This is a genomic window from Clostridium sp. Marseille-P299, from assembly GCF_900078195.1.
GTDB lineage: Bacteria > Bacillota > Clostridia > Lachnospirales > Lachnospiraceae > Lachnoclostridium.
In genome coordinates, this window is record NZ_FJVE01000005.1 from 125,971 (window position 1) to 149,599 (window position 23,629).

General features: G+C 32.9%; 20 protein-coding genes and 2 riboswitches. Of the genes, 5 read left to right on the forward strand and 15 right to left on the reverse strand.

Features of this window, described 5'->3' with window-relative positions; translation table 11 throughout:
- Positions 1 to 25 precede the first annotated feature (25 nt).
- A complete protein-coding gene (locus BN4220_RS02375; RefSeq protein ID WP_066713073.1) occupies positions 26 to 1,705 on the reverse strand; it encodes a S8 family peptidase in 1,680 nt (559 codons plus the stop codon).
- 118 nt (positions 1,706 to 1,823) lie between these two features.
- Complete coding sequence (locus BN4220_RS02380; RefSeq protein ID WP_066713075.1) at positions 1,824 to 2,465, reverse strand: metal-dependent transcriptional regulator; 642 nt, start codon at positions 2,463 to 2,465, stop codon at positions 1,824 to 1,826.
- 568 nt (positions 2,466 to 3,033) lie between these two features.
- Positions 3,034 to 3,106: riboswitch (Fluoride riboswitch) on the forward strand.
- Positions 3,107 to 3,180: 74 nt separating this feature from the next.
- On the opposite strand from BN4220_RS02380, the gene BN4220_RS02385 reads away from it, so the two are divergent.
- Entirely contained in the window at positions 3,181 to 4,362 is a 1,182-nt protein-coding gene (locus tag BN4220_RS02385) for a cation:proton antiporter domain-containing protein (protein WP_066713077.1), read from the forward strand.
- Positions 4,363 to 4,535: 173 nt separating this feature from the next.
- On the opposite strand, the gene BN4220_RS02390 is transcribed toward BN4220_RS02385, so the two are convergent.
- Positions 4,536 to 5,156, reverse strand: coding sequence for a response regulator transcription factor (locus BN4220_RS02390; protein WP_066713080.1), 621 nt, complete (start codon positions 5,154 to 5,156; stop codon positions 4,536 to 4,538).
- Positions 5,153 to 6,223, reverse strand: a complete 1,071-nt coding sequence (locus BN4220_RS02395) for a sensor histidine kinase (RefSeq protein WP_066713083.1) — start codon at positions 6,221 to 6,223, stop codon at positions 5,153 to 5,155. The genes BN4220_RS02390 and BN4220_RS02395 overlap by 4 nt, the downstream gene beginning before the upstream one ends.
- A 638-nt stretch (positions 6,224 to 6,861) precedes the next feature.
- On the opposite strand from BN4220_RS02395, the gene BN4220_RS02400 reads away from it, so the two are divergent.
- The 3 genes from BN4220_RS02400 to BN4220_RS02410 are packed head-to-tail and all read left to right on the forward strand — an operon-like array spanning position 6,862 to position 10,087.
- Positions 6,862 to 7,794, forward strand: a complete 933-nt coding sequence (locus BN4220_RS02400) for an ABC transporter ATP-binding protein (protein WP_197467879.1) — start codon at positions 6,862 to 6,864, stop codon at positions 7,792 to 7,794.
- A gap of 9 nt (positions 7,795 to 7,803) precedes the next feature.
- Entirely contained in the window at positions 7,804 to 8,940 is a 1,137-nt protein-coding gene (locus tag BN4220_RS02405) for an ABC transporter permease (RefSeq protein WP_066713086.1), read from the forward strand.
- Entirely contained in the window at positions 8,927 to 10,087 is a 1,161-nt protein-coding gene (locus tag BN4220_RS02410; RefSeq protein WP_066713089.1) for an ABC transporter permease, read from the forward strand. The genes BN4220_RS02405 and BN4220_RS02410 overlap by 14 nt, the downstream gene beginning before the upstream one ends.
- Positions 10,088 to 10,277: 190 nt before the next feature.
- On the opposite strand, the gene BN4220_RS02415 is transcribed toward BN4220_RS02410, so the two are convergent.
- The 3 genes from BN4220_RS02415 to BN4220_RS02425 form a co-directional block, all read right to left on the reverse strand.
- Entirely contained in the window at positions 10,278 to 10,967 is a 690-nt protein-coding gene (locus tag BN4220_RS02415; protein ID WP_066713091.1) for a radical SAM protein, read from the reverse strand.
- Positions 10,951 to 11,526: an ECF transporter S component gene (locus BN4220_RS02420; protein WP_066713093.1), complete on the reverse strand. Its 576-nt coding sequence runs from the start codon at positions 11,524 to 11,526 to the stop codon at positions 10,951 to 10,953. The genes BN4220_RS02415 and BN4220_RS02420 overlap by 17 nt, the downstream gene beginning before the upstream one ends.
- An 80-nt stretch (positions 11,527 to 11,606) precedes the next feature.
- Complete coding sequence (locus BN4220_RS02425; protein ID WP_066713095.1) at positions 11,607 to 12,596, reverse strand: nucleoside hydrolase; 990 nt, start codon at positions 12,594 to 12,596, stop codon at positions 11,607 to 11,609.
- 187 nt (positions 12,597 to 12,783) lie between these two features.
- Between BN4220_RS02425 and BN4220_RS02430 the strand changes: the two genes are divergently transcribed.
- Positions 12,784 to 13,908: an IS91 family transposase gene (locus BN4220_RS02430; protein ID WP_066713097.1), complete on the forward strand. Its 1,125-nt coding sequence runs from the start codon at positions 12,784 to 12,786 to the stop codon at positions 13,906 to 13,908.
- A 284-nt stretch (positions 13,909 to 14,192) separates the two neighbouring features.
- Positions 14,193 to 14,237: riboswitch (PreQ1 riboswitch) on the reverse strand.
- A 268-nt stretch (positions 14,238 to 14,505) separates the two neighbouring features.
- Here the strand turns inward: BN4220_RS02430 and BN4220_RS02435 are convergent.
- The 8 genes from BN4220_RS02435 to BN4220_RS02470 form a co-directional block, all read right to left on the reverse strand.
- Positions 14,506 to 15,987 (reverse strand): glycoside hydrolase family 32 protein, encoded by a 1,482-nt coding sequence (locus tag BN4220_RS02435; RefSeq protein ID WP_066713100.1) that lies wholly within the window; start codon positions 15,985 to 15,987, stop codon positions 14,506 to 14,508.
- Between the two features lie 342 nt (positions 15,988 to 16,329).
- A complete protein-coding gene (locus BN4220_RS02440; protein WP_066713103.1) occupies positions 16,330 to 17,085 on the reverse strand; it encodes a methyl-accepting chemotaxis protein in 756 nt (251 codons plus the stop codon).
- A gap of 57 nt (positions 17,086 to 17,142) precedes the next feature.
- Positions 17,143 to 18,474 carry a PDC sensor domain-containing protein gene (locus BN4220_RS02445; RefSeq protein WP_066713106.1) on the reverse strand — a complete coding sequence of 444 codons (1,332 nt, stop codon included), beginning with the start codon at positions 18,472 to 18,474 and terminating at the stop codon, positions 17,143 to 17,145.
- A 221-nt stretch (positions 18,475 to 18,695) separates the two neighbouring features.
- Positions 18,696 to 19,910 carry a DUF438 domain-containing protein gene (locus tag BN4220_RS02450; protein ID WP_066713109.1) on the reverse strand — a complete coding sequence of 405 codons (1,215 nt, stop codon included), beginning with the start codon at positions 19,908 to 19,910 and terminating at the stop codon, positions 18,696 to 18,698.
- Positions 19,911 to 19,946: 36 nt separating this feature from the next.
- Positions 19,947 to 21,140 (reverse strand): anaerobic nitric oxide reductase flavorubredoxin, encoded by a 1,194-nt coding sequence (locus BN4220_RS02455; RefSeq protein ID WP_066713113.1) that lies wholly within the window; start codon positions 21,138 to 21,140, stop codon positions 19,947 to 19,949.
- A gap of 151 nt (positions 21,141 to 21,291) precedes the next feature.
- On the reverse strand, positions 21,292 to 21,966 hold the full coding sequence (locus tag BN4220_RS02460) for a Crp/Fnr family transcriptional regulator (protein WP_066713116.1): 675 nt from the start codon (positions 21,964 to 21,966) through the stop codon (positions 21,292 to 21,294).
- A 10-nt stretch (positions 21,967 to 21,976) separates the two neighbouring features.
- Positions 21,977 to 22,843 (reverse strand): pyridoxamine kinase, encoded by an 867-nt coding sequence (locus BN4220_RS02465; protein WP_197467880.1) that lies wholly within the window; start codon positions 22,841 to 22,843, stop codon positions 21,977 to 21,979.
- Positions 22,844 to 23,130: 287 nt separating this feature from the next.
- The gene (locus BN4220_RS02470) at positions 23,131 to 23,436 is read right to left on the reverse strand and encodes a DUF3892 domain-containing protein (RefSeq protein WP_066713120.1); all 306 of its coding nucleotides are present in this window, start codon (positions 23,434 to 23,436) and stop codon (positions 23,131 to 23,133) included.
- Positions 23,437 to 23,629: the final 193 nt, after the last annotated feature.

The following is a 23,629-nucleotide window of genomic DNA, read 5'->3' on the forward strand; positions in this document are numbered from 1 at the left end:
CAGCTTTTTTTTACTTTAATTATTATTAAGGCCTTAGGGCTTCAAAAGCACCATACACATCAATTTTACCATACCCCCAAACATTATTAATTGAATTATCCGGATTTTTTTGTGCCCCACGAATAAGCATTGTTCGAATTTCTATCCCATCAATTCCCGTATTATTACCTTTTAGTATTCCCCATTCAAGTAACATTGCATTAATTCCTGCTGCTTGAGCAGCGGCTGCCCCTGTTCCAGTAATCAATCCATACGAGTCCTTACTATTAAATGTAGGACATACAATATCAACACCCGGTGCAGCCAACTCTGGTTTTATTTGTCCCAATCTAGTTAATCCCCTACTGGCATTGTTATAGATACTATTTGTCTCTACATTATAAGCTGTTATGGTTGTAGCAAATCTAGAATTGCCTGGAGAAGTAATCGTAGTATCAGGATTCGGATTTATAAAGTAGGTTTCATCCGAAATCATACCATTTGCTGGAAGCCATACGTGATAATCAGATGTTTCTTTATCAAGATTATAAATACGAAATCTCCATAATCCTTCTGTTGGTAAATTAAATCGTACTAAAATCAATTGATCTCCAGTTGTCCCTTCAGAAATAATATTATTTAGCCAAATTGTTGTAGGCTCAAAAATAAATCGAAACACCCGGCAATCTCGTAATGTGGGATATACCTGCGCTATATATTCCCCCGTTGGAGAAGTAATATCAATAGATACCCTAAACGGCGTACTTTTCCATAATTCCATTGCAAATCCTGGTTCATTACTCCCTACTCTAACTTGAAATTCACTAAACTCATTACTCGCATCAAGCATTCCATAGTAGTGTCTTCGTGCAAGTCCCTCATTACCAGCAGAGACTGCTACTGCCAAACCTGCCTGATTCGATATCTCTGATATATAACTACTTAGTACTCCTCTGCCATCATGGCTTCCTTGACTTGATCCAACTGCAAGACATATAGAGAGAGGTTTTCTTAAAATATTTGCTTGTTGCATTACATAATTTAAAGCAAATAATATATCTGTTTCTTGATAACATACTGACTCTAGAGGAATACAAAACATTTCCTTAGTAATATTCTTTGCCTGCTTTAATTTTACAACTATAAACTCGGCATCTGTGACCACTCCACTAAAATCAGCATTTATTTTCTCATTTCCTCCAATAATTCCAGCAATTGCTGTACCATGTCCGGTATCATCTGTGCTAGGTACAATATCAAGGGGATTTTCAGAATTTAATGCAGAATCTATCATATCTCTAGTATAAACCGTACCATATAGAACATCATTCGATATAGCATTCGAGTCATTTATCGTTTGATCCCATATAGAAGTAATTCTAGTAGTATTATCTCGGTTAATAAAAGCCTCATGAAGATAATTGACTCCGGTATCGATAACTGCAACTAAAATTCCCTGCCCCCTCATTCCAAGGTTAGGATTTCTTTGTACCTCAGTTACTCCTGAAGCATTCAGACTTAAACTAGCTTCAGTAGTATAACAAAATGGAAATCCATGATAACCAAATTGCTCTATACTACATCTATTAATTAAATTGACTGGTATATTAATCATGGAATAACTGCTGTTAATGGGAATTACCTCATACGTCGATAGATATGGTTGCAAAAGACGATTTTCAACAATTATGTCTGCATAATCCTCACTCACTATTTTATTATCCATACTTAAGCCTCTGCATTCTTTTTCTTCTTATATAAATATGATATATCTTAGTGGTCAGTGACAATTTTTAATTATTTCTAAAAATCTAAAAAACACCATCAACCGATGGTGTTTCTTATTAAATCACATATAACTCCGTTGCAATTTTATAACTTAATTGAACATTCCTTTCATCATTGACTAAAGTAAACATTCCTTCAAATGGTCCAATCTCCTTAATAACATATTCATCACCAATGGATATGCCAACCTGATAAAGATAATCTAGTATCTCCTTATCCTCAGGGACGCCCATGATTTTACAAGTCTGACCAACCATACACGTACTTAGTGGAAATAACTTAGTCGTATACTCCTCATCGTTATCTCTAGGTATTTTACCGCCATGTGGACATACCTCGGGATAATTTAAAAATTGATCCAATCGTTCTATCATTTTGTCTGAAGTTACATGCTCTAATTGTTCCGCTTCTTCATGTACTTCTGACCAAGTATATCCTAAATGTTGCATTAAAAAGACTTCCCACAGTTTATGCTTTCTCACTAATGAAGCAGCCTCTTTTATGCCTTTCTTAGTTATTACAATATTGTGATATGGAATGTATTCCACATAACCTTCTTTTTCTAATTTCTTTAACATCTCACTTACAGAAGCCGCGCTGACACCTAATTCTTTCATTATATATTTGTTATTCACTTCTTCATTCCTTAGATCAGCTTCATATATAATTTTTAAATAATCTTCTTTGCTCTGTGTCATTGTTTGTTACTCCTTTTGGTATAGCTCTTCGTAAGTTTAATTTTATCTGATTGTTTTAATCTAAACAACTAAAGTTGCGATCATCAAAACACTTAATACTTCTAGTAAAACAATTAATTTTCTTTTTAATAAATTCATAATTACATCCTCCATCCGTTTTAATATTAATATCTATATCCACGTTTCATTTAAATTTATATTAGTTTGTTCTAAATACATCTTTTTTAATTATCAGATGCTTAGTTTTCTTTTAGTAATTTTAGTAATTTTAGTAATTTTAGTAATTTTATTAATTTTATTAATTTTATTAATTTTATTAATTTTTATGGATTAATGTATGTCTAATTTAATTTTTAGGCATGCCTTAATCTTATTTATAATATACCTTAAAATTTACATTTCGTCAATAGATAGAACACAAAAACATTTTATTTTTAATGAGCAAGAATAAATTCTGAGCACGATGATAGCAAACCTTACAATTCTCTAATTCTTTTGTTAAAAACCATACAATTATAACTTTATAATTATATAATTTGTTTGACACATATACTTTATTTTGATATAGTACCCATTAGGGAATGAAGTTCTCCCATGGCTTAGACCTAAACCGCACATATGCTGATGACTTCTGTGATACATATCGCAGGACTCATCAGCTTTTTTTGTGTCTTTGATTATGAGAATTTTATTCATCATCTAATTGGAGGTTTTTATGTTAACTAGTTTAGCTCTTATTTTTTTACTAGGATTATTTCTAAGCTCGATTTTTAAGAAATTAAAATTACCTGGTTTACTTGGCATGATAATTACAGGAATGCTTTTAAGTCCTTATGCTTTTAACTTACTGGATGATTCGATTCTAGGAATTTCACCTGATTTACGCCAGTTTGCATTAGTTATTATCTTGACTCGTGCCGGTTTATCCCTAGACATTAGCGATTTAAAAAAAGTCGGACGTCCCGCAATATTAATGTGCTTTGTGCCAGCATGCTTTGAAATGTTCGGAGTTATTGTCCTTGCACCGAAACTTCTAAATGTAACTATACTAGAAGCAGCAATTATTGGTGCTACCATTGCGGCTGTCTCTCCTGCGGTTATTGTACCAAGAATGCTAAAGTTACTTGATGAAGGATATGGTAAGGAACATAGTATTCCTCAGCTAATTTTAGCAGGGGCTTCTGTTGATGATGTATTTGTAATTGTTATGTTTACCGCTTTTACATCACTAGCAAATGGACAACAGCTTAATGTAACTAGCTTTGTACAAATACCTATTTCAATTATTATGGGAATCATCGTTGGTATAATATGTGGTCTTATCCTTACACGTTTTTTTAAAGCCTACCATATGAGGGATACCATAAAGGTATTAGTTCTCCTTGGTATATCCTTTTTATTAATTGAATGTGAGAGCCGTCTTTCTGGAATTTTACCGATGTCTGGCTTATTGGCTATTATGAGTACAGGAATCGTTATTTACCAACAAAATCATAATGTAGCCAAACGCTTATCCACAAAGTATAACAAGCTATGGGTTGCTGCCGAAGTATTACTTTTTGTACTAGTAGGTGCAACTGTGGATTTAAATTATGCAATTAAGTCTGGCGCCTCCGCAATTCTTATCGTTCTTGGTGCGATGCTATTTCGAATGTTTGGTGTGGCTATTTGCTTATTTAAAACAAAACTAACAAAAAATGAACGTATTTTTTGTATGATTGCTTATACGCCAAAAGCAACCGTTCAAGCTGCTATAGGCGCAATTCCGTTGGCAATGGGACTTCCTTGTGGCCAGACTGTTTTAACAGTTGCGGTATTATCCATTCTTATAACAGCACCTTTTGGCGCAATCTGTGTGGATCGTTTTTATAAAAAGCTTTTAATCAAGACAGAATAAGCCTTAATTAAAACCTGCTGTTTCTACATTTAAAATAAAATGACAGACTAAAAATAGTTAGATTTTATATAAATCTCTATTCTTAGTCTGCCTCTTAGACAATATCATTCATTAAATTTGATTCTTACATTCAGATAATATAGATGTTAAAACACATGGGATGTCTCTAAACGCTAATTGTTTTTATAATAGAAAATAGCCAATTGAGTTCTATCTCTTAACACCAATTTTTCAAGTATGATACTTAGATAATTACGAACGGTTCCTTCACTTAAGAATAATTTTTCTGCTATTTCTTTATTACTTAATCCTTCAGCCACCCATTCAATCAGTTCATATTCCTTCTCTGAAATACCATATTTTTTATAATTAAAGTTTTTTGTATTTTGCATTAAAAGTGGTAATTTATCTACTACATCTCCATCAAAAACACTCTGATTTATGTTTACTGCTTTCAGTGCTGGTATTATGCTTTCATAATCTTGTTTTAAAATAAAACCTTTTGCACCTATTTTTAACGCTTTTACAATGTATTCATCGTCTGAGAATGTTGTCAAAAATAATATTTTTGCGAATTTATGTTTCTTTAAGATCTTCTCTGCTGCCTCTAATCCAGAAATAAGTCCCATACGGATATCCATTAACAATACATCTGGATGATGTACCTCATAAAGCTTAATTGCATCACTACCATCATGGCCAACTGCAATTACCTCAATTTCTGCATCTGTCTCTAAGATTATTTTAAGTGAACTACAAACTAATTTATCATCATCAACAATAACTACTCTCATACAACCCCCTGTTTTGGAACAGATATAAAGATACGGAACCCTTTTTCATCTGAAATAAAGATCGTTCCTTTTAAACTTGATATTCGCTCTTTCATATTAACAATACCAATGCCTTCTTCTTTAGTTTTTATTTTTTTAGTTCCATTATCATGAATTAAAAGCTGATAAATTCCCGGATGTTCCCTTACAATAATGTGAACCTTTGTTGCATTGCTATGTTTCATAACATTTGATAAGGCTTCTTTTATAATAGCAATAAAACAGTATTTTAATATTCGATTTCCTACAAGCTCCATGTCGTATTCGTAAGTAACCTCACAAAAACTAAAATCGTTTACCAAACGCTTTATCTCAGTTTCCAAATCAATTGATTCATCATGTAAATCATGCACACTTTGCCTTATATTGTCCATTGCATTTGATAAAGTTGTTTTAATTACTTCTAAGGAATCATCCAAAGATTTATCCCTATTCATAGCGGTAATTGCACCCATCATTAAAATAGTTCGTGATAGTAAATGTCCTACATTGTCATGAATTTCTCTTGCAATTCGATTTCTCTCTTTTAAAGTAGCTACATGTATTTCATAGTCCTGTTTTTCAATTAAATCCCGATTCTTACTTTCTAGCAATAAACTAAGTTCTTTGCTGGTATCTCTAAGTTTCTTGTATTCCGTAAGTAATTTTACATTACGTTTCGTTTTAGTCATAAGTATGTAAGATATGACCGTAAAAAATAACAAGAGGAAAACATCTATTGATTCTTTATTTATGAAATACCTTAATAACAATACCACTAGTAAACCACTTATAAAGTATTCTTTAAACATAAGCGTATCGTAAAAAATAAGTGGTAGAAATACGCTAAACAATGGTTCAATTACACATAACGCTACATAAATAATGCATAGTATTTTTACGAAATGTGATTCTTCATAAACTAGATTCAATGCACTAACAGACATTGCAATAAGCAATACAATAACGCTTGTAATTGTAATTGGTTCTAATATTAAAATTAAAACGCAACCTAAAAAAAGTATGAAACGATCAGATAACGTCTCCATAGTTATTTCCGCTTAACCTTCCTTACTATATTTTTCTTGATACAAATTCTAAAAGGTCATTATTATGTAAAAACACTGGTTTACATTACTGCTTCCCTTCTTCTGCCTTTCATTATATATGATGATACTTTCTTTCGTCTATAAAATATAGAAAATAATGTTAAATTTATCCATATTAATTTAAGAAATACTGTTACTCCCACTCCTAAGAATACTTAAAATTCTAATTACACGGATAGCGCTTTGTTTTATGATTTACCCATTAATGAATGAATTAAACTCACCAATATGAATTTTTACTACTAGGATGTGACATTTGTCATTTAAAATATTGACTCCCCTCACTAACAAGTGATATTTAAACCGTTTATACTATGCTTACAAACTTAACATATGACTTGAAGATCTAAAGTAAGTACAATAATCGGTAAAGACAATAGATCGTTTAATCATTATTTTAACGTTAAATCAATTTTTATTGAAATCTTTATATAATAAACTTTTACGCGAAATCTTTTAAGTGAAACCTTTTAAGTAAAATCTTTTATGAAAAATCTTTTATGAGAATTTTTTAATGCGAAATCTTTATACGAATTTTTTATGTTAAATCAATTAAATAAAAAAGAAAGGGAACGTATATGATTGTACAAGTAAATAACTTAGTAAAACGTTATAAAGAGCTAGTTGCCCTAGATCATCTAACCTTAGAGATTAAAGAAGGGGAAATATTTGGTCTACTAGGTCCAAACGGTTCCGGCAAATCCACAGCAATTAGCTGTATCTTATCTTTACTTACCTATGACAAGGGAACTATTGAAGTATTTGGCAAGCCTATGAGACCAGATAGCTATGATAGTAAACGAAGAATTGGAGTAGTACTTCAAAATGTCGCAGTTTTTGATGAACTTACGGTCTACGAAAACATTGATTATTTCTGTGGTTTATATATAAAAGATAAAAAGGTTCGAAAACAATATGTAGCAGAAGCAATTGCTTTTGTAGGGCTAGAAGATTTCACGAAATTTTATCCAAAAAAATTATCTGGTGGACTTTTACGTAGATTAAACATAGCATGTGGAATTGCACATAAGCCTGATTTAATCATTCTTGATGAACCAACCGTTGCAGTCGACCCACAAAGCCGCAATAAAATCTTAGAGGGCATTATGGAATTAAATCGTCGTGGTGCTACCATCATTTATACCACTCATTATATGGAGGAAGTAGAACAAATCTGCTCCCGTATCGCCATTATTGATAAAGGTAAGAACATTGCAGTGGGTACAAAAGAAGAGCTAAAAGCACTGATAAAAACAGGTGAAACAATCACTATGGAAGTCTTGCAAATCGATGATGAACACATTCATAACTTAAAGGAACTTCCCCACGTTTATAAGGTTTCCTATGAAAATAATGTATTAAAACTTGAATTTAGCGGTGGAAAACATAATTTAATTCGAGTTCTTGATTACCTTAAAGAACACTCAATATCTTTTGGTAGAGTCTACTCTGAATTACCAACTTTAAATGACGTTTTCCTTGAGATCACAGGAAAAGAATTAAGAGATTAGGAGGCTATTATGTTCTTTCATTTATATATAACTAGAATCAAATGTCTAGCCAAAAATAAATCGTTGTTCTTTTGGTCTTTGTGCTATCCAATCATACTTGGTACACTATTCTTCGCTGGGTTTGGAAATACAATGGACTTAGACGAAAGCTTTCAAACGATTCCTGTTGCTTTAGTAACTGAAACAGACACACCAAGTGACTTTTTAGAAATTCTAAATGCTGTATCTGATGAAAATAATCAGAAATTATTTCATGTAACTGAAACCGATAAAGAAGCAGCAATGGCTATGCTTAATGAAAAAGAAGTGGATGGAATCATCCTATTATCAGAAAATCCCACCCTAATAGTAAAATCATCCGGTATGAACCAAAGTATTTTAAAAAGCTTTATGGATCAATATCAACAAAGCACAAAGATTATTAGCGAAATATCCACAACTAAGCCTGAATCATTAACAAGTGTCATTGAATCACTAAACACGTCTAGCTCCGTGCTTAATGAAGTGAACTTAAATGGAATTTCTACCAATGCTTTAATTCAATATTATTATGCTTTGATGGCAATGACTTGCATGCTTGGTTGTTATTACGGTTTAAAAAACACGCAAGAAACACAAGCGAATCAATCAACCATCGCTGCTAGAAGAGCGATTACACCTACCCATAAAATGTTCCTAATCATAACCGAGACATTGGCTGCAATTACTATACATTACTCCGAAATTGTTCTAGTTTTTTTATACCTTCGTTTTGTACTTCGTATTCCAATTGGAGATCAACCTGTACTATTTTTACTTTGTTGTTTTGTTGGTTGCCTTATTGGCGTTTGCCTTGGTCAATTTCTTGGCGCAATTGTAAAAGGCGGAGAGCAATTAAAAACTACTTTACTCACAGCTATCACCCTAATTCTTAGTTTTCTAAGTGGTTTAATGATTGCAACAATACCAAATGCTATTGAGAAAAACATCCCAGTTATTAATCGAATCAATCCGACCACTTTACTCACAGATGCTTTTTATTGTCTCACTGTTTACAATGACTATAATCGTTTTTTTAGGAATTTACTCTCTTTGGTGATCATGGCAATCTTTTTTAGCATCGCATGTTTTATAGTAACTAGGAGGGAAAAGTATGCCAGTATTTAAGACAAATATCAGAATTGTAAAACAGAATTTAATCGCAGTTTTATTATATGTAGGTATATTTATAGGTCTTGCTATCATTATGGCTAATAGCGCAAAAGCAACCGATGATTCAGCATTTAAAGCCACCTCTATCTCCTTAGGTATTGTTGATCGTGATTTAAGTTCCACAAGCAAAGGGATTATTGATTATTTATCCGAATATCACAAGGTCGTTTCTCTTGCCGATGATAAAGAATTGATGCAAGATGAATTATACTATCGAAATGTAGAATATATCTTAATTATTCCTTCAGAATTTGAGATTTCACTATTTAATGGCGCTGATCTCTCTCTTGATTGTATTAAAATCCCTAACTCGGATAGTGGATTATATGTAGACCTTCAAATTGAACAGCTATTAAGGACCTTACGTAGCTTTTTAAGTGCAGGCTATGACGTATCCACTGCCATGGCAAAGACAAAAGAAGTATTAGCAACAGAAACAAAAGTAAGCTTATCACTTGATAAAGAAGCGTCAGTATCTACACCAAAGTATTATTATTACTACAAATTTCTACCCTATATACTAATCGCACTCATGATTCAAACAATTAGTACTACTTTGTTTGTTTTTAATAAAACAGATGTCCGAAAAAGAAATATCTGCTCTTCTCAGTCCCTAAAGAGCCGTAATTTCCAATTAGTACTTGGTAGCTTTTTTGTGTCCACTTGTATATATTTATTGGTAACTGTGGTTGGTTTTATTTTATATCGCAAAGAAATATCTAACTCTGCAACCATTCCTTATTATCTGCTTAATAGTTTTATTTTTTTAATTGTTAGCATCAGCTTGGGATATCTAATCGGAATTATCGGCCATAACCTTGAGGCAATCTCTGCATATGGTACCGTACTTTCACTTGCCTTAGCTTTTCTTGGCGGTGTATTTGTTCCCCTATCCGTCATGTCTGAGAATGTGAAATCTTTTTCTAGATTTGTACCAACGTACTGGTACACTAAGACAAATGATCTTTTAATGAATATTTCCGAAGTTTCAGGTAAACTTCGTTCAGAAATATTTAATGGATACTTTGTCCAACTCTGTTTTGCATTCGCTATTTTTTGCATTGCTTTGGTTTTTAGTAAGAAAAAATTACAAGAAAACTAGCAGCATTTAAAATCACGACCACCGAAATTTAAAATGCCCCCTTTCGTTTTTTTCTCGAGCAAAAGAGACTGCACTAAGGTAGCCAGTGAATTATTATTACGATATAGCAAGGGTCTGCCACTGAATAGATTTGTTCTCTATTTTGTGCCAGACCCTGTTTGTAAAATACTTAAATCATATATTTTACAGATTAATCACCTACACCGAAATCAACATTATTATAAAGTACCTCTATTGTAGGATCATTGTCTAAGTAACGATATTTTGTTGTAAACCACTCTACTAACTCTTCATCTCTCTTAATGTCAGTCGTATTATTAACATAAACATTAATAGTACCTAATTTAAAATGGCTCTGTAATATACTGATATCTCGATCAATCATTTCCTTTGTCTGACCTTTAATTCCCACCATAAGACATGGAGAATCAAAATACTTCGACACTTCCTCTGGTGTTGTAAAATTCGCATGTTTGTTTAATACCTCTTGGCGGAAATGATGATCAAAGCTTTCAACACCGATTTTAAATACAATTGGTATGCCCATAAACTCTTTCATTTCCTGCAATTTATTACGGTATATCCAATGGCTTTCAAAAAACAATTTCTTAATGTTCTTCTCTTTAATAATATCACGAATTAATTGTAGTGTTTTCTTTGGTAGTTCAAAACAACTTCCAGAATTAATTACTTCAAGCACTCCAAATTCGCCAGTTACATTGGATAACACTTCTTCATTTAATAAAACCATCTCTTCTTCATTGGTTGAATTATCGTCTGTATAATCACAGAAGGAACATTTTCCCCAAGCACATGGAAAGGCCTTTAATAGTACAATCTCTCTGCAATTTTTATTTGTAATTTTACTGTATCGATTCATAACTTGTCCCCTTTACTCTAATAATTATGTCCTTTGGCAAGATGGATACTAAGAAAAGTACGATAGCAACAGCAATCATTCGATCCAAATAATCCGTTGCGATTTGTACGATAAATACACTAGCTATCTCATTAAATCCAATTTTTCTTAATATCATTACAATTAATGATGATCCAGAAGAGGTAACCCCTCCAAATAAAAAAGCACTAATCATTGAAGCAACTAAAGTTCCTGGAATCGATACTAAAAATGCACCAAACAGAACTCTTTTATTTTTCATCCATTTTGTTTTAAAGATAAGACCTGCCATTATACCTGTTATTATTTGTACTGGCAAAAAATATAAAGAAAATATATCAGTACTAATTCCTGTAAGCAATCCACTTAGTAACCCTGGAAATATACCATAAAATGGGCCTAAGATTGCAGCGGTGAAGATAGTCCCAATCATATCAAGATAAACTGGTAGCTTTAACATTAATGCGATTTGCGCACCAACGATATTAATGACTGCTGACAAAGCAATTGTTGTAATTTTTATTGTAGAAACTCGTTTCATTTTATTTACCTCTCTAACATACTTCTTGTAAATACATTCTGACTAATTTTATTGTCAGACGTGGCGTAAATATCAAACTATTATTTAATACCTATGGATGTAAGTATCTCTTTCGTTAGAGCATGATCTCCCCCAAAGATTCTATTGATAAACATTTCAAAAAAGGCTCTTGCATTAACTTCTGTTAACACTACGCTATTTTTATTCCTCTTCCAAAAGTCCATGGAATCTACTACGGATTGACCAATACATATCCCTTTCGTTTCTACTGTAGTAAAGGCCTCAAAACCATTACATATCATAGGGTCTATAAAATAAGCAACTGCTAATGGATCATTAATTACACAGCCAATAATTTTTTCATACTCCCAATGAAAATCAAAATAAAACTGTACAATGTTCTCTACAAAACTACCTCTCTCTTCATCAATTCTTTTTATATATGATAATAAACTAGGAGTTAATACAATTTGGCGGGTAACATCTAAGCCCACCATATGAACTTTCTTCTCTAGTTTCTCAAATTCTTCAAATACCATCTTTGCTGCATCCGGATCACACCAATAGTTATATTCAGCAACTGGCGAACAATTTCCATGGCTTTTAAAGTTTCCTCCCATGGAAACAAAGGTATCTAGTCGCTTAAATATCTCCTTATCTTTTGAAAGTGCCACAGCAATATTCGTTAATGGACCTAAGGCGATAATGGATAGTTGCGCCTGCTCCTTTAAAGCACGAATTATAAATTCTGGTGCATTCTCCTTAACATTACCTTTTAATACTTTTTGATAATTGGTTTCTCCAAGCCCATCCATACCATGAGTATCCTGAGCGCTAACATATTCACGCACTAAGGGCTTTTCTTCTCCAAAGTATACTGGAATGTCCAAACGGTTCATAAGATTAAGCACCTTTAGAGCATTCTCAACTCCAAGATTTGTAGGTGCATTACCACAAACCACGGTAATACCCACAACCTCCAATTCTGGTGACGAAAGCGCTAGCATTAAAGCTAAACTATCATCAATCCCTGGGTCACAATCAATAATGACTTTTCTCTTTTCTAACATTTTTTAATTCTCCTTCATATGATTTTGAAAATTCATAATGTAAGGATCAGAAAGAGGCTGACCTTTTCTTGCATTGCTAACCTGAAATTAACGGAACAAAGTGTCTACGACACTCTCAACTCCCCTGGCCCCTCAATCATGAGGGGAAGGGGTTTCTTTTTTCTTAAACTTCCTTCATAATAGTATCATGAGTAGATTAAAAGAGATTTTTAAAGAACATTATGAAGAGATACTATATATTTTACATCCACGTAAGTCTGTCATTGAAAATGTAAATAAGATGATAGACTGTGGTGATTCATCTAAGGGTGGTGCCTTTTGGGGCTGCCCTGATTGTGGTGAGCTTAAGTTTGTTCCTTATACCTGCAAAAGCCGTTTTTGTCCTTCTTGTGGAAACATGTATAATCAAAAACGATCTTTTCGCATATCATCTAAGCTTATTTCTTGTGTACACAGACATTGCGTTTTTACTATCCCCGAAGAACTGCGTGCATTCTTTCTAAACGAACGCACTCTTCTTGGTGAACTTTTTCATTCAGTCCGTGATGCAATTCTTCGTATGTTTTCTAAATTGAATAAATCTGAAAACTTTACTCCTGGTATTGTTTGTGTTCTTCATACCTTTGGTCGAGATTTGAAGTGGAATCCTCATATCCATGCTCTTATCTCTGAAGGTGGAGCTGGCAACCATACTCCCTGGCGTATTGTTAAACACTTTGATTATCACTTTCTACGGAAAGCTTTTCGAAAAGTTCTTTTGGATCGCTTAACGAATCGTATCGGTCCTTCTTTTCGTAAAATAAAAAATGAAATGTATACGCTACATTCTGATGGGTTTTACGTTCGTGCAAAGCCGAATGATTGTACTCCTGATCAGACTGTGAAATATATCACTCGCTACCTTGGCAGACCAGTAATCGCTTCCTCACGTATTGATCACTATGATGGTGAACAAGTTACTTTCCATTATAAAAAACATGAAGATAATTCTCTTGTAACCGAAACAATTCCTGCACTTGATTTCATCAAGCGCCTGATTATACATATACCTGAAAAACACTTTAAAATGGTGCGATACTACGGTATTTATGCCAAGCATCACAAGCAGGAAAAACATCTTTTTAAATATCTTTCTGATGAAAAACGTAAGTTCTTAAAATCCCTGCTTGATTGGAGACAATCAATTCTTTTAAACTTCGGATATGATCCTTTAAAATGTTCGAAGTGTGGCTCTTCTATGTTGGTTCTAGAAGTTTACCACAAAAAAACTGCACTATTTGAACAATATCGAAAGGCAATGGGATATGGATAAATCCAATCTCTAATTTCTTTCTCAAACGTCAAATAATGCAGTTCGAACCAAAAACAAAAAACATCATAATCAAAGTCATCGCGAAGTCCGCACTTCGCTCTTTTGTCATGCAATTTTTTATTTCTATTCTATTATACACTATTTTTCAGATTTGAGAAGTTTCCTAATAATCAAAAAACGCCATATCCTAAGGATACGACGTGTTTTAAGTCAGCAAAAATACACCTTTAAAGGTAGTTTTTCAACTACATTCCCTTAAACGTGATTTTTAATCTTTTACTTTTCAATCCTTAGTTTTTTATACTGGGAAGTTTTCGAACCAGTCTAGGTAAATTACCTAAGTTTTAATACCTTGGTAGTATAACATCTTTCATCCAATTAGTAAATAAATTCGTTTATTTTTAAACTGGGAATCAAATGGCTCCTTAAGCTTCAACTTCTTCTTAAATTTAAACATAATAAATCCCAAATACCTATTAATTTAAACATTCCATAATTTCATATATCCTATAAATCTTAAATTCCAATCAATCTGAAACATCCATAATTTCAAGCATCCAATAAAGCTCAAACACTCCATAAATCTCAATTGCCTAGTTAGATTTCAATATCCCACCATTTCAAGCTTGCAGAATTACTTCTAACCTTTACCACATATTCTTTTTCTCTTTTAAAAATCCTAGTAGTTAATACCTCTTCCCCATCATTTAAAAATATCTCGGCAGAGGAGGAATCTAGTAAAATACGTATTTCACTTAAATGCTTTAATCGGATTTCTCGTTTTGACCTTCCATAGCCCATTCCACCTACAAATTTCATTGAGAATTTTTGTTTCTTTCTATCATAGATAAGTTTCAATATATTATTAATGTCAACGTTACATTCTCTACTCTCTTTTGCGTATGAAAGTATGATTTCAGAAGTATTTTTAAGTATTACTTCTAATTCTTCTTTAATAATTTCTGACTGGCCATTTTTTCGAAGCATTTCAAATTCCTTAATAGGGCTTTGAAATAGCTTTCCCTCCTTAAGAGCTAATTCCCTGGGTATTGTTAAGCAATGCTGCCATCCAAGTTCCTTCGTCGGGTTTATATACAGATTATTAGGTATCCCCATTAAAGCAATCATAATCACACGTTCGTTTCTATCCATAAAGGTCTGGGGAGCGTAAAAATCAAACCCTTTATCCCATTCATGAAACTCCCCCAACACATAATCATCTATGGATTTACCTTCTATAAAATAATATCCCACTTTATAATCATCACTTGTTTTATTAACTCTAGTAATATATTCCACATTACTTTTCACATCATTTCTAAAACTATTCATAGATTGATCCTGAGATGGATCATTTAGCATGTTAATACTCAGTATTGGTTTATTATCTAAATAAAAAAAATCAGGACACTCAAATATATCAAACTCTTCTTTCACATCTAGTTTTTTCTTATATTCCCATTTTATCTTATCCTTAGAAGTAAAGAAAAGTATCATTCCACCCCCATTGATTAACCTTACAGCATGCACCATAAAGTGTGCTTCATTTTCCTGCCAAACCTTAGGACCACAGACTCTACCAGAAGCCATTTCATTATAATCTGTACTCTTTAAGACAACTAACTTATCTGAGTACACATCATTAAAGTATGAATCCTTAGATACTTTAACAACTATTGTATTGAACTCATATCTTTCTAGTTCATTACTCTCAGCTTGTTGTATCACTTTGCCTGTATAATAAAAATACATTTCCTTGCCTATCATAAGGGTACTTCCGGAAAATACTCCATCTTTATCAATATTTTGATCCGCTATAATAGGCACTCCAACATACATAAAATGAAGCAAATCTCTGCTTTTATATAATGAAAAACACTGTCCATTTCTATCAATATCCATTGGTGAATACTGAATAAATACATAGTAATCACCATCACAGTCACAAAGTCCACTAGGTTCATATATTCCACCGACTGGAGGCATGACATGATATTTTTGCTGATATGGATCTACTTGTCTTCGTTTCTTATGTGCTTTTTCTATATTAAAAATATGCTCTCGAAGGCTTAATTTCATGATATTAACTCCTACTAATTTTTATATGGTAAATACGCATTACTCTCTATAATTACCAATAATGTAAAAAGCATTCATGATAGCCCCTTCTATCAGCTTTCTATCGGTTTTATCAGCTTTCTATCTGTTTTTATCGACTTTCCTTAAGAATAAAAATTGCGCTTCGCATACTCTCCCGAGCAATTACTTATATAGCACACCTTTTGTTCCGCGGGCGTAACTGCGCATCCTTAGCGGAGCGATTTTAAATAATAGGACGTAATTTATATCATAAAAAAAAGAAAGAATGAGAGATAAACTACGACACTCATTCTTTCCAATAATTTCGAAACAACTATTACATTATATCTTGAATATGTTAATGGCTGTATCTAACATCCCAACATTTCGATTTAGACTTTCCGACTCCTCATTTAACTTATGAATCATCTCCTTTTGCTGTACAATTGTAGAAGTTACTTGCTCTGTAGTTGCTGCTGTTTCTTCAGCCACTGCCGCAATTGATTCCATTGCCCTTTGTGTATCATTCTTAGCAAGTTCGATATTACCCATGCCATTTGTAATATTCTCTAAGTCATGAGCGATGTCTAAAACAAAGTCTGTAATATTATTAAACATCTCAACATTGGAATTCATAGCTATCTCTTGAGCCATAACTATTTTATCCGTTTTATTTGTGGTTTGCACAACATTTTTCATATACATTTGAATATCACCAATGATATCCTTAATCTCTGTAGATGCTTCTAGGGTTTTTGTAGCAAGATTTCTTATTTCACTTGCAACTACCCCAAAACCCCTTCCAGCATCCCCTGCTCTAGCAGCCTCAATTGCAGCATTTAACGATAGTAGATTCGTTTGCTCCGCAATTTCATTGATTACTTTTACGATGGTTTCTATCATAGAGGATTGCTTTTCAAGAGCTATCATAGATTCCGTTAAAATAGCCGTTGCTTGTTTTGTTTCCGTCGTTCTCTCTCTTAAAGTTTCAATGGAGGATTTACCACTTTGAGCTATATCCTGGGTTTTTCCTATTATATTCTTTATTTGGGTTATCGTATCACATACTTCTTCAATACGTTCTGAAAGGAAGACCATTTTATTCAAACAATTATTGGTATCCTCTGCTTGTTCAATAATTCCTGATTCGATACTTTACACTGCAAAATTAATATCTGTACTTGTTGCTAAAAGTTCGTCAGCGCTATGATTTAATATTCCCGAAGAATTTGTAACTTGCTTACTAACTCCAATTGCTTGCTCAATCAAACTCTTTACGCCTTTTAACATCTGATTTGTACTATTAGAGAGTAACTGAAATTCATCATTTCTCTTTACATCCATTAAAAATGTCAAATCACCATCGGAAGCCTTTTGCATACCACTTGCTAGTTTATTAATTGTCTTAGCGATACCGGAAGATATGAATACTCCAATGAGAATCGCTATGATAGCCGCAAGAATAACAATACCCACTGTTACATTCTTGATATTCGTTGCAGCCGCTAAAATAGTTGCTTTCGGTACTAAACCACAAAGCATTAATCCTGTTTCTCCCACCTTTGAATACAAGAATAAGTAATCTTCTCCGTTGATATCTGTGTATTCATATCCTTTATCAAGTTCATTATCAAGCATTAGCTCTTGATATATACCCAAATTGCTAACTGATAACTTATCTTCGTCCATTGCTTTAATTTCTCTGCCATCTCTCGTTATTAATGTAATTTTAGCATCATCGCTTACATCCACTTCAGTTAAAAGGCTTAAAATATTATTTAATTTTAAATCGATAAATAAGTAACCATCACCTTTACTTAATTTTCTCATCAATGATAAAGAATACATATTAGTATCCTTTTCAGCAATCTTATCAAGATATGTATGTTTACCAATCCAGGCATTATTACTGCCTGAACTCGCTCCAACTTGATATTCTTCACTCTCCATAAAATCATTATAGTCAAAGGAATTTAATGTTCCAAGTGTAGAGGCTGTCGATGCCAAAGGAGAAACAATTGTCATGGCATAAATATAATCCTCGCTTGCCGTTAAGGTTAATAAATTCGTATTAATGGTTCGTAAGGAAGACATTGCATCTGTAGAGTTCACCTTATAAATCCCTTGATACAGATTCGTTACTTCTGTATTAGTCAACACCTGAATTGCTTTGGAATTAACGGTATCCGTTATTATTTCGATACATTTTGCGGTCATATCAACGGCAGTTAAAGAAGCACTTTCATACTTTTCAATTACTGCTTTTTTAGCACTTTGATATGAAATTGATCCCAATATCACAATAAAGGCTACAGGAATCATAAATGCCGCAATTAATTTAATTTTAATTCCTATCCTTAATTTCTTTTGTAAAAGACCTTCCTCTTTTTCTTTCTTTTTACGTTCTTTTTGATTATTCCTATCTGTATTTTGTTTCATCATCTTGCTTTGTATTGCCTGTCTGCGCATCGATTTCCCATCCCTCATACGACTACACCTTCTCTTTCTGGCAAATTATAATGATTCACAAATCCAGTATACTATCATTTACGACATAAAAATACCCAATTTTTTACTACAAGTTACCCTAAAAATAAGAGTATTCGACTTATATCCTTGTTTTAATTACTTTGTTTCATTTTGGGTACAAAAAGGGGCTGTAGCAAAGTTAGAATCGCTACATCCCTCTTAAAATGAATCTATATGAACTATTCAGAAACCAATCTCTTTTCCCCAGTGATTTCTTGAATGGATTTTATATTTTGTGTAACTTCTAATACTCCAAGGTAATCGCCGCTATCAGAACGAACAGCAAAATAACTAATTAGTATATATTTATCTCCTAAGTGAAGCCAAAAATCCTCGCGATCTTTTCTTCCTGTCTTAAAATCTTCTACTATCTTTTCAACAATGTGTACGCTTGCTGGTGGATGACAATTTGATACATTTCGGCCTATGACAGATACTGTTCTTGGAAAAACTCGTTCTTTCCCTTGTGAAAAATACTTTACAGTATCGTTCTTATCAACAAAGGTAATATCCACTGGAAGTGTATCAAAGATACGAACTAATTCCTCCACATTTAATACCCCTGTAGGCATTTTAATAGTGCCTTCCACTTCTGTATTGTTTGCTTCATTAGATTCTTCTTTTTCTTGTTTTTCCTTAATTGTAGGCTTCCATTCAGGAACATGGTCCAATAAACAATAACCAAACTCAACAGAATCCTTTGCAATCTGTACCCATTCCTCTATGGTCAGATTTTCATGCAATATTGGTAAAAGAATATTCTCTTCTTTAAAAATCATTTCTTCTATACGATGCAATACCGTTTCAATATAATTTTTTAACTCATTCAAGTCTTCCTTTTCAATCTTAGCTTTTATTTCTTTTAGTTGCTCACGGATTTCATCATCAACACCCCACATTACCATAGGTGGCGCTGTAATTCCATACTTCTCCATATAAGGAAAGAATATATTTTCTTTTTTCTTATAATGACGGTCAATTTCAAAAAGATTCTCAAACTGCTTTGCAAGTGCATCAACGCTTTCATTGGCTGGTAAGTTTGATAATTGATTTTTAATCTCATGAATAAGCTTTTCTAACGCCCTGTTTTCTTGTTTTAATACATATGCTGGATGACCAGGAATGTCTGATTCTTCTTTAGGTTGGTGAATTTCCTCAATAGAACCTTTAAAAACAGACGCATGAACATCACATAGGCGTTGAACTTCCGTAATGGGTAGCCCTTCGGATATTAGAGCTTGCTCCGCCTGTGAAATTTCATCAGCTGATACTCCATGAAATATCGTAGCAAATATATCACGAACTTCTTCTACACTTTTACCTTCGTGTAACTGCGATATAATTTCTTTTAATTTTTCTTTTCTAAATTCACGATTATTAATTTCAGCACTCATTTTATCGCCTCCTTACAACTTTTTTAACTATATAATTTATTTCAAGACAGCCTTTGCAAATTGTTTTCCATATTCTTTGCAATTATTTAGTTCTGTATCATCTGGGACCCATTGAGAGCGATATCCGTCATTAACAATATGAAAACCACATTCAAGAAGACCTTTTGTTAATTGTTTTACAGCTTCACCACCCCATCCATAGCTACCAAACGCTACTGCACTTTTATTCTTTAGTTTTAATCCTTTTATCATTTCTAATATTCCACCAATTGAGAATAGATATCCATTATTGATAGTTGAGGAACCAAGTAAGATTGCTTTTGAACGGAATACTTCGGTAAGAATATCATTTTTATCATCTTTTGATGAATTCATTAACTTTATTTTAGTAGCTGGAGACACTTCTTGAATTCCTTCTGCCATGGCTTCCGCCATTTTTCTAGTGGAATTCCACATTGTGTCATAAACAAAGGTAACTTGATCTTCTTGGTAATTATCAGCCCATCTTAAGTACTGCTCAACAATTTGTGTTGGATTATCCTTCCAAATAACTCCATGACTCGGGCAGATCATAGAGATTGGTAAATTTAACGCTAAAATTTCATTTATTTTCTTTTTCACAAATGTATTAAATGGTGTCAAGATATTCGCATAGTATTTCATTGCCTGCTCATATAATTCACCCTGATCCACTTTATCGTTAAATAGTAATTCAGACGCATAATGTTGACCAAAACCATCGTTACTAAATAAAATATTTTCACCAGTAAGATATGTAAACATCGTATCTGGCCAGTGTAACATTGGAGCCTCAATAAAAATGAGTTTATTCGTTCCAAGATCTAAGGTGTCGCCTGTTTTTACAATAACGAAATTCCAATCCTCATGATAATGCCCTTTAATAATTTTTGCGCCATTTGCTGTACAATAAATAGGGGTGTTAGGAATTTCTCTCATTAACTCAGGAAGAGCGCCACTATGGTCAATTTCATTATGATTTGCAACAATGTAATCAATTTCTTTTAAGTCAATTTCTTGCTTTAGCCTTGATACAAACTCTTTATCAAATGGCTGCCACACCGTATCGATTAAAGCTACTTTCTTATCTCGAATTAAATAAGAATTATAGGAAGAACCTCTATCGATTGAATATTCGTCTCCATGAAATTTCTTTAAATCCCAGTCAATTTTTCCGACCCATGTTACTTTATCTGTTACTTTTTTACTCATAGTAAATCACCTTCCTATGTTTTATTTTTTGTTTATTACTAGACTTCTCGTCTAAAATCTTTTGTATTTGCTTCTGTAAATATAGTAACAGTGAAACAAAAAAAGTTCCGTAACATATGTTACGAAACTTTTTATTTATTTGTTTTTTAACTTATAAATATTGTTGTAATTCATCTTGATCTAGGATTTGAATTACTTTTCGATTTGTTCTAATTAGACCGTCCTTTTGCATATCCATTAATTCTCGAGATAAAGAAGGCCTTGCAACACCTAAGAAATCAGCTAATTCTTCTCGATTCATCCCTAGTTCTACCATTCCATCTTCTTTTACATTTTGTAAAAGAACTCGTGCAATCTTTTGCCGTAACGAACTGCTGGACATAATCTGTAATTTTCGATTCAAATAGAATGCCTTTTGGGAAAGAATTGAAAGCATGTTTGATATTAATAAGTTATGGTAAATGCAATTTTTAGCGCATCTATGATAAAAATAACTTCCAGGTATTAATAAAACCTTCGATGGAACCACTGCAATCGCATAATTATCGTAATTCTTATGATTCAAAAATAGAAATACTTCACCAAATATCTCTCCTTTTTGATTTATTGATGTGATAATTACTCGCTTACCAGCCACCGTATCACTGCATACATCAACAACCCCCTCCAAAAGAATATAAAGATATTTAGGTTCATCTTGTTGATAGAATATACTCTCATCTTTATTATAGTTGATAACTTCTGAACCACTACACAATAAACAATCGTTAATATCCTCATCTGTCATATTCGCAAATAGAGGGCATGTTTTTAATGTGGAAAGCATTATTAATCACCTATTTCTCGTTTTCATCTGACTTACTAGGGTTCATAAGCTTTGCAAAATCTCCTAAGCTATATTCAAAGTTAACACCAAAACGATTGTCTGTTTTTGCTTCATAGGTACGCTGGATCGCCTGGGTCGTAAAGTTTACCGCTATTTCAGTTGCCTTATTTAAATCAAATCCATTTAATAAAGCACCTAATAGGTAACTACCAAATACATCTCCTGTACCATGATAAGATCCTGGTATCTTGTCATGGAAAATATAATTAATTTCTTTCGTCTTCTTATCATAAGTTGCAGCGCCAATCTGACTTTCATCAAAGTAAACACCTGTTAAAACAACTTTTTCTGGGCCTAGCTCACCTAACTTTACAAGTAACTGTTCAATATATTCCTTTGTATATGGGCCCTTTATATATTCCTCATTAAGCATTAAAACAGCTTCAGTCATATTTGGTACAATAACATCCGCCTTTGCGCATAATTTAGCCATTCCCTTCGGAAAATCTGGTGAAAATGTAGAATAAAGCTTTCCATGGTCTGCCATAACTGGGTCTACAAATTTTAAAGTTCCTTCATTTTCGTATAAATCAAAAACTTTTGCGATAATATCTAATTGTTCAAAAGATCCTAAGTAACCAGTGTAAATGGCATTAAAACCAATATCTATTGTTTTCCAATGATTCGCAATTGGTAGAATATCATCGGTAAGATCCCTGTAAGTAAATCCTGTAAAACCACCAGTATGGGTGGATAAAACTGCGGTAGGTATAATACTTGTTTCTATACCTGCTGCTGATAACACTGGTAATGCTACTGTTAAGGAACAACGTCCAAAGCAGGATATATCATGAATTGCTACAACTCTTTTTTGCATAGGAAGCACCTCTTTCATTCTCTTCTTAAAACTCTTGTAGAAAGATATATATATGTATGCTGTCTATACTAGAGCAAATCTGATATGCTTACAATAACCAGTTTCATATTTTTTAATAAGTCCAGATTGAAATACTGGTTAATAATAAAGACACGGAATTATACCAGTAAAATGCTTCTCAACTAACTAAACATAGAAAAACATAAATAAACATAGAAAAACATAAATAAAAGAGATGCTACAATATGATCCTTCCTTTAAGTTTCTTATTGTAACATCTCATGATTTTATAAACTATCTTTTGCTGAAATTGAAGGTAAATTACTTAAATTGTTCTCTTCTTTTCCATCCGGTAAAGATTTTAAATATTCATTCCCATTTCTTGAGGCAACTCCAACACCTTGTATACCTCCTTGTTTCGCGCATTCTACACCTTCTTCTTTATCTAGTACACGTCCATCGGATAATTGGTACCCCGTAACACGTCCGCTATCTTTTACTAAAGCGACAATTTCTTTTGCATCTGCAGTTGGTTCTGGTATATCATCCAGCGCCATCATTGGTAAGCTTGTTCGGTCATTATTATTTGGCATCACTTTTCGCCTCCCATTATATGCGTATATCGGTTTATGATACTATACCATTAGAGACTAAATTTCAGCTCTCAAAAGTAGTTTACCTATAATGATTTAAAATATTCTATCAAGCATGATGCCATATTTTGATATGGATTTTCTTTCAAATATTTTTTTATTATTAAGTAAAAATTAACAGCTTGCTACTATA

Excerpts from the sequence above, each read along its gene's own strand:
- BN4220_RS02425 (WP_066713095.1), bottom strand. The coding sequence starts at position 12,596 with ATGTTAGAAAAGAGAAAAGTCATTATTGATTGTGACCCAGGGATTGAT.
- BN4220_RS02400 (WP_197467879.1), top strand. The coding sequence starts at position 6,862 with ATGATTGTACAAGTAAATAACTTAGTAAAACGTTATAAAGAGCTAGTT.
- BN4220_RS02385 (WP_066713077.1), top strand. The coding sequence starts at position 3,181 with ATGTTAACTAGTTTAGCTCTTATTTTTTTACTAGGATTATTTCTAAGC.
- BN4220_RS02455 (WP_066713113.1), bottom strand. The coding sequence starts at position 21,140 with ATGAGTAAAAAAGTAACAGATAAAGTAACATGGGTCGGAAAAATTGAC.
- BN4220_RS02440 (WP_066713103.1), bottom strand. The coding sequence starts at position 17,085 with ATGGTCTTCCTTTCAGAACGTATTGAAGAAGTATGTGATACGATAACC.
- BN4220_RS02470 (WP_066713120.1), bottom strand. The coding sequence starts at position 23,436 with ATGCCAAATAATAATGACCGAACAAGCTTACCAATGATGGCGCTGGAT.
- BN4220_RS02390 (WP_066713080.1), bottom strand. The coding sequence starts at position 5,156 with ATGAGAGTAGTTATTGTTGATGATGATAAATTAGTTTGTAGTTCACTT.
- BN4220_RS02420 (WP_066713093.1), bottom strand. The coding sequence starts at position 11,526 with ATGAAACGAGTTTCTACAATAAAAATTACAACAATTGCTTTGTCAGCA.
- BN4220_RS02380 (WP_066713075.1), bottom strand. The coding sequence starts at position 2,465 with ATGACACAGAGCAAAGAAGATTATTTAAAAATTATATATGAAGCTGAT.
- BN4220_RS02375 (WP_066713073.1), bottom strand. The coding sequence starts at position 1,705 with ATGGATAATAAAATAGTGAGTGAGGATTATGCAGACATAATTGTTGAA.
- BN4220_RS02405 (WP_066713086.1), top strand. The coding sequence starts at position 7,804 with ATGTTCTTTCATTTATATATAACTAGAATCAAATGTCTAGCCAAAAAT.
- BN4220_RS02460 (WP_066713116.1), bottom strand. The coding sequence starts at position 21,966 with ATGCTTTCCACATTAAAAACATGCCCTCTATTTGCGAATATGACAGAT.
- BN4220_RS02445 (WP_066713106.1), bottom strand. The coding sequence starts at position 18,474 with ATGAGGGATGGGAAATCGATGCGCAGACAGGCAATACAAAGCAAGATG.
- BN4220_RS02450 (WP_066713109.1), bottom strand. The coding sequence starts at position 19,910 with ATGAGTGCTGAAATTAATAATCGTGAATTTAGAAAAGAAAAATTAAAA.
- BN4220_RS02430 (WP_066713097.1), top strand. The coding sequence starts at position 12,784 with ATGAGTAGATTAAAAGAGATTTTTAAAGAACATTATGAAGAGATACTA.
- BN4220_RS02435 (WP_066713100.1), bottom strand. The coding sequence starts at position 15,987 with ATGAAATTAAGCCTTCGAGAGCATATTTTTAATATAGAAAAAGCACAT.
- BN4220_RS02410 (WP_066713089.1), top strand. The coding sequence starts at position 8,927 with ATGCCAGTATTTAAGACAAATATCAGAATTGTAAAACAGAATTTAATC.
- BN4220_RS02415 (WP_066713091.1), bottom strand. The coding sequence starts at position 10,967 with ATGAATCGATACAGTAAAATTACAAATAAAAATTGCAGAGAGATTGTA.
- BN4220_RS02395 (WP_066713083.1), bottom strand. The coding sequence starts at position 6,223 with ATGGAGACGTTATCTGATCGTTTCATACTTTTTTTAGGTTGCGTTTTA.
- BN4220_RS02465 (WP_197467880.1), bottom strand. The coding sequence starts at position 22,843 with ATGCAAAAAAGAGTTGTAGCAATTCATGATATATCCTGCTTTGGACGT.